The 9978-nt window shown below is 70.7% G+C and carries 9 protein-coding genes and 1 pseudogene; 6 read left to right on the top strand and 4 right to left on the bottom strand.

Features of this window, described 5'->3' with window-relative positions:
• Positions 1 to 1372 (top strand): hypothetical protein (locus tag VGX25_RS30590; protein ID WP_326921417.1); only part of this gene is annotated, 1372 nt, incomplete at its 5' end.
• 567 nt (positions 1373 to 1939) lie between these two features.
• On the opposite strand, the gene VGX25_RS30585 is transcribed toward VGX25_RS30590, so the two are convergent.
• Together VGX25_RS30585 and VGX25_RS30580 are read right to left on the bottom strand one after the other, a co-directional pair.
• Positions 1940 to 4063 carry a bifunctional diguanylate cyclase/phosphodiesterase gene (locus tag VGX25_RS30585; protein WP_326921416.1) on the bottom strand — a complete coding sequence of 708 codons (2124 nt, stop codon included), beginning with the start codon at positions 4061 to 4063 and terminating at the stop codon, positions 1940 to 1942.
• Between the two features lie 9 nt (positions 4064 to 4072).
• A complete protein-coding gene (locus VGX25_RS30580; protein ID WP_326921418.1) occupies positions 4073 to 4882 on the bottom strand; it encodes an SAM-dependent methyltransferase in 810 nt (269 codons plus the stop codon).
• 252 nt (positions 4883 to 5134) lie between these two features.
• Here VGX25_RS30580 and VGX25_RS30575 point away from each other — a divergent pair, with 252 nt between their 5' ends.
• From VGX25_RS30575 to VGX25_RS30565, 3 genes are all read left to right on the top strand, one after another.
• Positions 5135 to 6823 (top strand): substrate-binding and VWA domain-containing protein, encoded by a 1689-nt coding sequence (locus VGX25_RS30575; protein WP_326921415.1) that lies wholly within the window; start codon positions 5135 to 5137, stop codon positions 6821 to 6823.
• A 70-nt stretch (positions 6824 to 6893) separates the two neighbouring features.
• Entirely contained in the window at positions 6894 to 7115 is a 222-nt protein-coding gene (locus tag VGX25_RS30570; RefSeq protein WP_326921414.1) for a hypothetical protein, read from the top strand.
• Between the two features lie 383 nt (positions 7116 to 7498).
• Positions 7499 to 8587, top strand: coding sequence for an LLM class flavin-dependent oxidoreductase (locus VGX25_RS30565; RefSeq protein ID WP_326921413.1), 1089 nt, complete (start codon positions 7499 to 7501; stop codon positions 8585 to 8587).
• Between the two features lie 3 nt (positions 8588 to 8590).
• Here the strand turns inward: VGX25_RS30565 and VGX25_RS30560 are convergent, their stop codons facing one another.
• Positions 8591 to 9028 (bottom strand): MarR family winged helix-turn-helix transcriptional regulator, encoded by a 438-nt coding sequence (locus VGX25_RS30560; protein WP_326921412.1) that lies wholly within the window; start codon positions 9026 to 9028, stop codon positions 8591 to 8593.
• Positions 9029 to 9103: 75 nt separating this feature from the next.
• On the opposite strand from VGX25_RS30560, the pseudogene VGX25_RS30555 reads away from it, so the two are divergent.
• Together VGX25_RS30555 and VGX25_RS30550 are read left to right on the top strand one after the other, a co-directional pair.
• Positions 9104 to 9202 (top strand): annotated as a pseudogene (locus VGX25_RS30555) (maleylpyruvate isomerase family mycothiol-dependent enzyme); the annotation flags it as partial.
• Positions 9203 to 9276: 74 nt separating this feature from the next.
• The gene (locus VGX25_RS30550) at positions 9277 to 9762 is read left to right on the top strand and encodes a maleylpyruvate isomerase family mycothiol-dependent enzyme (protein ID WP_326921419.1); all 486 of its coding nucleotides are present in this window, start codon (positions 9277 to 9279) and stop codon (positions 9760 to 9762) included.
• On the opposite strand, the gene VGX25_RS30545 is transcribed toward VGX25_RS30550, so the two are convergent.
• The coding region (locus VGX25_RS30545; RefSeq protein ID WP_326921411.1) for a hypothetical protein at positions 9745 to 9978 on the bottom strand (234 nt) is incomplete at its 5' end. The two genes, VGX25_RS30550 and VGX25_RS30545, sit on opposite strands and share 18 nt — an antisense overlap.

The raw sequence follows: 9978 nt of genomic DNA, 5'->3' as shown, positions 1-9978 counted from the left end.
CGACGCCCGCGCCCTCGCCGGCCAAACCACCTGGACCAACTACGCCGTCCAAACCCGGGTCAAGGCGTTGTCGTTCAACGGCTCCGACCGGTTCACCGCCGTGCTGGCCCGCGCCCAGAGCGCCACCAGCTACTACTACCTTTCGCTGCGCTCCAGCAACACCGCCCAGCTGAAGAAGCTGGTCGGCGGCTCCTCCACCACGCTGTCCAGCGCCTCGGTGCCGGTGACCACCGGGACGTGGTACACGCTGCGCATCGAGGTGTCCGGCACGACGGTGCGCGGCTTCGTCAACGGCAGCCTGGTCGGCACCGCCACCGACACCCAGTTCAGCGCCGGCCGCGCCGGACTGGCCACCTTCAACGCCAGCGCGTCCTTCGACGACGTGCTCGTCGAGACCCTCACCGGCACCCCACCCACCACGACGACAACCACCACCACCACGACCACCACGACGACCACCCCGCCACCCCCGCCGGGTCCGCTGGTGGGTTGGGCGACGCAGGCCGGCGGCACCACCGGTGGTGCGGGCGGCGCCACGGTCACCGTGAGCAACTTCGCCGATTTCCGGACCCAGGCGCAGGCCTCCGGTGCCAGGACCATCCTGGTCAACGGCATGCTCAGCGGCTCGGGCACCGTCGAGATCAGCGCCAACAAGACCATCCGCGGCGTCGGGGCCAACTCCGGTGTCTCCGGAACCACCCTCAACATCGAGGACATGGACCCCGCCAACGTGATCATCCAGAACCTGAACATCCGCGGGGTGCCCGGCAACGACGCGATCCAGATCGAGAACGCCTCCCACATCTGGATCGACCACAACACCATGTCCAGCACCATCGAGGACGACCCCGACTTCTATGACGGCATGCTCGACATCACCCACGCCGGCGACTACATCACCGTGTCGTGGAACATCATCCGCAACCACTGGAAGACCTCGCTGGTCGGCCACTCCGACGGCAACGAAAGCGAGGACCGCGGTCACCTGCGGGTCACCTACCACCACAACTGGTTCGACCGAACCTTCGAACGCAGCCCGCGGGTACGCTTCGGCGAGACGGTCCACGTGTTCAACAACTACTATTCGAACGTCCTCAACAACGCCGACTCCTACGCCATCGCCTCCACAATGGACGCCGGACTGCTCGTCGAAGCCAACGTCTTCGAAAACGTCCAGCAGGCATGCTGGTCGGCAAGCGGCTACGCCGACTCCGATCCCGGCCGTCTCGTGGCCCGCAACAACTCCCTCACCAACTCCGGCCCCTGCGAAACCAACGGCACAGTGGCCCCCATCCCCTACGGCTACACCGCGGAGAACGTCGGCACCGTCAAGGCCTCCGTCACCGCAGGCGCAGGCGCAGGCAGACTCTAACTCGCGTCCTGTTAGGACATACCGGGCCACCTCCGCCGTCAGGCGGAGGTAGCCCGGTCCGTGTGCCGGAGACGGCCCGGGGCGTTTCCCTGAGCGGAATAGCCATGGCCCTACGGCACGCCATCACCCGGCCACCGTTAGCCCAACGCGACCCGGCGACTTGCCCCTGGGCGCAAATCCACCAACGGCCACCCGTGCACGACACCGCGGTCCCAACGCCTCGCCCCCTACGACACAGCAGCCCCGCGGCGCCCGACCATCGGGTGCGTCAATCCCAGTCGCCCTCGGAACGGAATGTCACGTCGCTGCCCAGCCACCTTCGCGGTCAGGGGGTGGCTCGGTTCGCGTTCCGGGGAGACGATCCGGAGAGGCGGCGGGACAGCCGAACAAGATCGCCATGGCCGAACGGCGGCCGCGCCGCACGGCCGCCGTTTCGCCACCCCGATCTCCCCCGGCCATCCACCACGACACCCGAGCACGCCGCCACGCGGGCGTCATTTCCGCCACCCCGATTCCCCCGGCCGTCCACCACGACACCCGAGCACACGCCATCACCCGGCCCCCTGGTCAGGCGGGGGTGGCTCGGTTGGTGTGCCGGGAGATGAGCTGGGTGGCGGTCGCTGCGGGGGTGGGTTTGCCGAACAGCCAGCCTTGGGCGCCGTCGCAGTGGAGCAGGCGGAGGCGGTCGGCTTGGGCGGTGGTCTCGACGCCCTCGGCGACGACGTCGAGGTCCAGGGAGTGGGCGAGGGAAATGGTGGCGGCGACGATTTTGTCGTGGGCGGGGTCGGGATGGGCGGCGGGGCGGCCGGTGCGCAGCAGCGACCGGTCGATTTTGAGCTGGTGCACGGGTAGCCGGCCGAGGTGGGCGAGGTTGGAGTATCCGGTGCCGAAGTCGTCGATGACGAGCCGCACTCCGGCCGCGGCGAGCTCGCGCAGGGCGGTCAGGGCGCCGTGGGTGTCGCCGGCGACGGCGGTCTCGGTGAGCTCGAGCTGCAGGCGGTCGGCGGGCAGCCCGACGTCGTCCAGCGCGGCGAGCACCTCCGCGACGAAGGTGGGTTGGCGCAGCTGGGCGGCCGCCACGTTGACGCTGACGTAGACCGGCGGCTCGGTGAACTGGTCGTACCAGCATCGGGCCTGGCGGCAGGCGGTGGCGAGGACCCAGCGGCCGAGGCCGACGATGTGGCCGGTCTCCTCGGCGATCGGGATGAACTGGTTGGGCGGCAGCTGGCCGAGGCGGGGGTGCTGCCACCGCGCGAGGGCCTCGAAGCCAAGCACGGCGGCGTCGGACAGGCGGACGATCGGCTGGTACTCGAGGTAGAACTCGCCGCGGGCCAGCGACGCCGGCAGCGCGGTGGCCATGCTGCGCCGGGTGACCTCGGTCGCGCCGTGTGCCGGGTCGTACCGCGCCCACCGGCTCCGGCCGGTGGTTTTGGCCTGGTAGAGCGCGATGTCGGCGGCCCGCATGAGCATCGCCGGGTCGGTGCCGGTGAGCGCCGAGTGCACGACCCCGATGCTGGCGGTGACGGTGAGGTCGTCCTCGTCGAGCCGGATCGGCCGGGCGAGCGCGTCGAGGATGTTGTCGGCCTGCCGGCAGACCCGGTCCGGGCTGCCGCATCCCTCGACCAGGATGACGAACTCGTCACCGCCGAGCCGGGCGACAAGGGCGCCGTCCCCGGCGATGCTTCGGCGCAGCCGGTGCGCGACGGCGACCAGGAGCCGGTCGCCGGTCTCGTGGCCGAGGCTGTCGTTGATGTTCTTGAACCCGTCGAGGTCGAGGTAGCACAGCCCGACCGGTTCGGTCGCCTTGCTGAGGCGTTCGAAGAACAGCGTCCGGTTCGGCAGATCGGTCAGCGAGTCGTACCGCGCCTCGTGCCACAACCGGTCCTGCAGCCGGCGGCGCTCGGTGATGTCGACGGCGACCCCGATGACGAACTCGGGAACGCCGGCGCCGTCGCGAACCACCGACATGGACAGGTCGATATGGGTGATCCGGCCGTCCGGCCGGGTGTGCGCCGTCTCCATCCGGAACCGGGCCGCGGCGCCGCTGAGCAGATCCGAATAATTGGCGAAGGCCTCGCCAAGATTCTCCGGACCGATCACGTCGGCAATCGTGCGCCCCCGCATGCCGTCCCGGTCCACGCCGAGCATGTCCGCCATGGCGGTGTTGACGTCAAGAATGATGCCGTCCATTCCGACCACGCCGATGCCGACCGCGGCCTCGGCGAATACGGCCTGGAATCGCGCCTCGCTGGCGCGCCGGCGTTCCTCGGCGGCGTGCGCGGCGGCCAGCGCCGCGCGCTGGGTGGCCTCCTGCTCGAACAGCACCCGCTGGCGCACGGCGGTCACGAATCCCTCGGCCACCGCGCCCTGCAGCGAGGCAACGCGGTCCGGCCCGACGCCACCCGCCAGCTCGCCCAGATCGGCAAGGAGATGGCTGCCGAGCACGTCCATCGTGTGGTTCATCACCGCGGCGTCGCGGTAGTTGGCCGCGACCAGCTCCGCCCCCACCGACCGGCCGAGCTCGTGCCCGCGCTCGCCGCCGCGCGCCGCCTCGACCAGCCGGACCGTCAGCCGGCGCAGCGTCACCTCGACGTCCAACGTGGTCATCGCCGGGAACACCGCGCCCCTGAGCGCCGCGGCCCACCGCCGGGCGAACCGGCGGATCTCGGTCGTCGTGGTCGTCGTCGGCATCGGCCGTGCCTAGTCCCGCCTGCCCACCCCGGCCAGACCAAGGGACCGTCCGGGCTCCTCGTAGATGTCCTCGGCGGATTCCGGCCGCCACAGCGCCAGCTCCACCACGCCGGGCGCGACGACGGTCAACCCGTCGAACAACGCGGTGATGTCCTCCCTTGACCGGAAGTAGATCCCGACCCCGGACCCGGCCTTGGCCTGCTCGCCGAGCCGCATGGCATCCTCCGGCCGCTGCGCGCTGGTCAGGTGGGAGATCGCGATATAGCTGCCGGGCGCAATGGCGTCCCTGATCGCGGCGACCACCCCGCGCGGGTTCTCGCCGTCGCTGAGCAGATGCAGCACGGCGACAAGAAGGACGCCGACCGGCTGGCTCAGGTCGATCATCTTCCGCAGCCGGGGATCGGCCAGCAGCTCCTTCGGCGCCCGCAGATCGCCCTCGATCGCGGCGGCCCGCTCCTGCCCGGCCAGGATCGCCCGGGAATGCGCGACCGCCACCGAATCGAGGTCGACATATTGGACCCGGCATTGCGGATCGGCTTCCCAGGCCACCTCGTGGACATTGCCCGACGTGGGAATCCCCGATCCGATATCGAGGAATTGCCGGATGCCGGCGGCCACCATGAAGCGCACCGAACGACGCAGAAAGGCCCGATTGCTCCACGCCACCTTCGGCAGATCCGGAACCTTGGCGACCGCCATCTCCACGGCCCGGCGATCGACTGCGAAATTGTGTGATCCACCGAGCAGTGCGTCGTACATCCGCGCCGGGCTCGGCATATCCACGTCGACCCCCTCGGGCGCCCAACTCGGACGATCCACCGCCACGCTCAACGCTCCTGTCGCACCACCGGAACCAACACGCGGAGCGTACCCGGCTCCGCACCGGATTGGACGTTCGAACTGCACGCCTATGTCGTGGCTATGCCACGAAAATGCCGGCGATGTAGAAAAAGACCGGGCGACGGCGCCCGGACCGTGCAACCGGCACACGTTTGCTTGACGCGGCGGCGGGGTATGGTTCGGCCGAGCGGTCTAATGCCTTGCGTACGTCCGGGGTCGATGGAGGCGGCGATGGGGCGGCACTCGCCGGCCGACCGGCGTGGGACGCGGACGCCGGTCCTGTTGCTGAGCGTCCTGCTGGTGGCCGTCCTGGTCGGCTGGTTCACCTTCGACCTGCTGCGCGACCAGCTCGCGGCGACCAGCTGCGACTCGACGACGACGCTGAACGTGGCCGCCGCGCCGGAGATCGCGCCGACCGTCACCCAGATCGCGCGGGCGTTCGCAAAGCAGGCCTGCTACGCGGTCGCGGTGTCGAGCCGGGAGTCGACGGCGATCGTGGAGGCGCTGGCGGTCTCGGACGGCACCGAGCGTCCGGACGTGTGGATTCCAGAGTCCACGATGTGGCTGCAGCGCGCGCAGGACAAGGGCGCCTGGAACACGCCGGTCTCCGGGTCCTCGATCGCCACCTCGCCGGTGGTGCTCGCGCTGACCGACGCCGCGGCCGGCCAGCTCGGCTGGCCGGGGACGAAGCTGACCTGGGCCCAGGTGATCGGGCCGGACGCCAGGTCGTTCACGGTCGGCATGCCCGACCCGGCGCGTGATCCGGTCGGGATGTCCCTGCTGTTCGGGCTGCGCGAGCTGATCAAGGGCACGCCGGATCCGGGCGCGGCGAGCACGGCCGCCATGCGCCGGCTGTCGCCGAACACCGAGTCCGGGCAGTCGGAGCTGTTCGCCCGGCTGCCCGGCGGCAGCAGCCCCGGCGAGCCGCTGGCGGCGTTCCCGACCTCGGAGACCGCGCTGCTGCGGCAGAACGCGCGGCAGAGCGAGCAGCTGGTCGCGGTGTACGCCGAACCGGCCGTGCCCGCCCTCGACTACCCGTACGTCGTGCTGCCGGAGTCTTCGGAGAGCAAGCGGCAGGCGGCCGGGGCGTTCCTGGACCGGCTGCTCCGCGGGGACAGCGCCGACCAGCTCGCCGCCGCCGGCTTCCGCACCCCGGACGGCAAGGCGCTGCGGGACCGGTCGCGGAGCGGGCGGGTCTCCGCCGCGCCGATGCCGCCGGCGCCGGTGCCCGACGTCGCCGAGGTGGAGCAGGTGCTCAACGCCTGGGCCGCGGTCAACCTCAGCGGCCGGCTCCAGGTGCTGCTGGACGTGTCCGGGTCGATGAACGAGACCGTGCCCGGGACCGGGCAGACCCGGATGGAGATCACCATCCAGGCCGCCACGGCCGGGATCGGCCTGTTCAAGCCGACCACCCGGCTGGGCCTGTGGCTGTTCTCCACCAGGCTCGACGGCGACCGGGACTACAAGGAGCTGCTCGGCATGCGGACGGTGAGCGAGCACCTGGCCGCCGGCGGGCTGGACACGCTGCGCTCGGTCCGGGCCGCAGCCAGGGGCTCGACCGCGCTGTACGACGCCGTGCTGGCCGCCTACCAGGACGCCAGGCAGAACTGGGAGGCCGGGCGGATCAACACGGTGATCGTGCTGACCGACGGCAAGGACGACAACGCCAGCGACATCGGCCTCGACCAGCTGCTGGCGGAGCTGGGCCGGCTGCAGGACGGCCGGCGCCCACTGAAGATCATCGGTATCGGGATCGGCCCGGACGTCGACCCGGCCGAGCTGAAGACGATCGCCGAGGCCACCGGCGGCGAGGCGTTCACGACGCCGGACCCGACCAAGATCCCGGACGTGTTCTACGCCGCGCTGAGCAAGATGCTCTGCCAGCCGCCGCAGTGCCAGCCGGGGGCCGGCGCCAACTGAGCACGGGCAGATGGCGGTATGCGGCGTGCGGACGTGCGGGTTACGGTCGAAGTACCGCGTGGAGGTGACCATGAGAAGGTTCAGCACGTTCGTGCTCGTCGCCGCCGCGGCCATCACGGTCACGGCGACCACCGCCGGCTCGGCTTATGCGGGCGAAGCCACCACCACCCGGCTCGACTCGCCCGCGTCGCTCGTCACGCCGACCAGCACCGACTACGAGGACGACCTGTACGGCGGCTGCAGCTCCCGCCACAAGGGCGCCGTCAGCTCGGCCGAGTCGATCAAGCGGTAGTCCCGCCGGCGTCGCGGGGCACGACCGGTGCCGCGTGCCGCCGGATGCGGACGTACCCGCCGGGCGGAAACGGATCGGTTGGTGCCCTAGGGGATACCGTTCACCCTAGGAAGAATGGGCCATGTTCGGGTAGCGAATCGCGTCCTACGGTCGGAAACAAGGGACGCGCCGAAAGCCGTTTTCGCCGCGTTCCGGACCTCGGGCGTGACTCCGGGGGCCGCTTCTGGGGAAGGCATTCGAGCTAGAAACGCTGGTCGAGGATGGTCGTGCGGGCAGTCCGGGGCTTGGAGGCACGGCGCCCAATCGCGATTTCTCCCGATACCTAGGTAGACAAAAGGAACATTTTCCGGCAGCGGAAATCTCGGCCCCGGGAGGGCGATGGCATGCGCACAGCCAGTCGGATTCGTACGTTACGCTTCATATGGAGCCTGTCGTCGGTCGGCGACAGCCTCCGCCGGTCGAAGGCGCTGACGACGCTCAGCGGGGCGCCGGACGTCGAAGGGCATCTGGAGTTCTGCCGGCAGGCGGAGGCCAGCGGCATCGAGTCGCTGCTCATGGCGTTCGGGTTCACCAGGCCGGATCCGCTTGCGTACTCGGCGGCGCTCGGCCAGCACACCGATAAGATCAAGTTCCTGGTCGCGGTGCGCTCCGGGATCGTCTCGCCGACCTACTTCGTCCAGCAGGTCAACACGCTGTCCCAGCTGACAGGTGGCCGGGTGTGCATCAACATCGTGGCCGGGCGGGCGCCGGACGAGCTGAAGTACTACGGCGACTTCCTGACCCACGACGAGCGGTACGAGCGGACCGACGAGTTCTGGGACATTTGCCACGCGCTGTGGCGCGGCGAGGGGCCGGTGGACTACGCCGGGCGGCACTACCGGGTGGAGGGCGCGCGGATCAACACGCCGTTCGGCGGCGACGGGATGGGCCGGCCGGAGATCTACATCGGCGGCAGCTCCGAGCAGGCGATCGCGCTGGCGATCCGGCACGCGGACTGCCTGCTGACGCTGCCCGACGCGCCGGAGCGGATGGCCGAGCGGATCCGGCCGGTGCTCGACAGCGGCACCGAGGTGGGCCTGCTGGTGTCGTTGATCTCGAAGCCGACCAGGGCGGAGGCGATCGACGCCGCGTACGAGCTGGTGGCGACCGCGGGTGAGCAGGCAAAGGAGCTGCACGGAACGCTGCGGGGACGGTCGGACTCGGTCGGCTACCGGCGGACCTACGACCTCGCGGCCCAGGAGGACAGCTGGGCCAGCCCGTACCTGTGGACCGGCGCCGTGCCGTACCTGGGACCTCCCGGCATCTCGCTGGTCGGCTCGCCGGAGGACATCGTCGAGGCGCTCGAGCAGTACCGGGACATCGGGGTCAGCCAGTTCCTGTTCATGGGGCACCCCGACCTGGAGCAGATGACCTTCTTCGGTCGCGAGGTGCTTCCGCTGGTGCGGGAACGGGAGCGGGCCACGGTGCGCTGACGGTCAGGCGTACGGATCGGTGATCTCGCGGAGCTCGGCGAGGAGGCGCCGCAGCTGGGCCATGCGCCGCGTGCCGAGGTGGGCCTCCCACTCGGCCTCGGCCGCCTTGACCGCGGCGGTGGCGACCGGGATCGCCTCGAGCCCGCGCGGGGCGATGTGCACGAGGCGGGCCCGCCGGTCCGTCGGGTCGGGCACCCGCTCCACCCAGCCGGCCTTCTCCAGCTGGTCGACCAGGAAGCCGGCGGTCTGCTTGGTGACCTGAGCCTGCTCGGCCAGCTCGGTCAGGCGGGTGCCGTCCGGCCCGATCCGCTGCATGATCTTCATCTGGGCCGTGGTGATGTCGTCGAAGCCGGCCTCGGCCAGTGCCTGGAACACCCGGTTCTCCAGCCACCGGTACGGGATGTAGAGCAGCAGGCCGGTGTTCAGCTCGCCGTCTGGCACGCGGGCTCCTTGACATTAGTCAGAGTCTCTGACTTAATACCGTCAGTGTATCTGACTAATGCTAGCAGGATCGACATGGATCGCGAACAGATCTGGCTGGCGATCGAGCGGGACCGGCGCAGCCTGGCCGACCTGCTGGAGACGCTGACCGAAGCGGAGTGGGACAGCCCCTCGCTGTGCGCCGGCTGGCGGATCCGCGACGCCGCCGCGCACGTCGCGCTGGCGCCGCAACCACCCGCCCGTGGTCGATGCTGGTCGAGGCGGTCCGGGCGCGCGGCAGCTTCCACCGGCTCAACCACGACATCGCGGTGCGGCACGCCAACCGGCCAGGCGCCGACCTCGTCGCCGAGCTGCGGGAGCACGCCGCCTCGCGCCGGCTGCCCCCGATCACCAACTGCCGCAACATCCTTCCCGACATCCTGGTGCACGGCCAGGACATCGCCGTTCCGCTCGGCCGGCACCGCGCGATGCCCATCGACGCCGCCCGCGCCGGCGCAGCAAGGGTCTGGACCATGGGCTGGCCGTTCTGGGCAAGGCGCAGGCTGTCCGGTTTTCGGCTCAGTGCCACCGACATCGAGTGGACCGCCGGCGCCGGCGCACCCGTGCACGGTCCGGTCGCCGCCCTGCTGCTCCTGCTCACCGGCCGGCCGGCCGCCCTCACCCGGCTGTCCGGCGACGGCCTGCCCGAGCTGACCGCCCGGATGACCGGCCGGCCCTCACCCGTCGCCGAGTAGCTGACCGCGCGCCTGCTCGACCCAGCGCAGCACGCCGCGGGCCCCGTCGGCCTCGGCGAGGGTTGCGGCCTCGTCGAGCAGGGGCCGGACGTCCTCGCGGCGCCGCTCGTCGTTGGCGAGGTAGGCCAGGCCGATGAGGTTGGCCGCGACGCCAGGCAGGAAGCCGAGCTCCCGGCGAAGCTCGGTGGACGCCGCCAGCTTCTCGCGGGCGGCGCC

This window comes from Actinophytocola sp. (assembly GCF_035942955.1).
Taxonomy (GTDB): Bacteria; Actinomycetota; Actinomycetes; order Mycobacteriales; family Pseudonocardiaceae; genus DASYTH01.
This window is presented reverse-complemented; position numbering and strand designations above follow the sequence as displayed.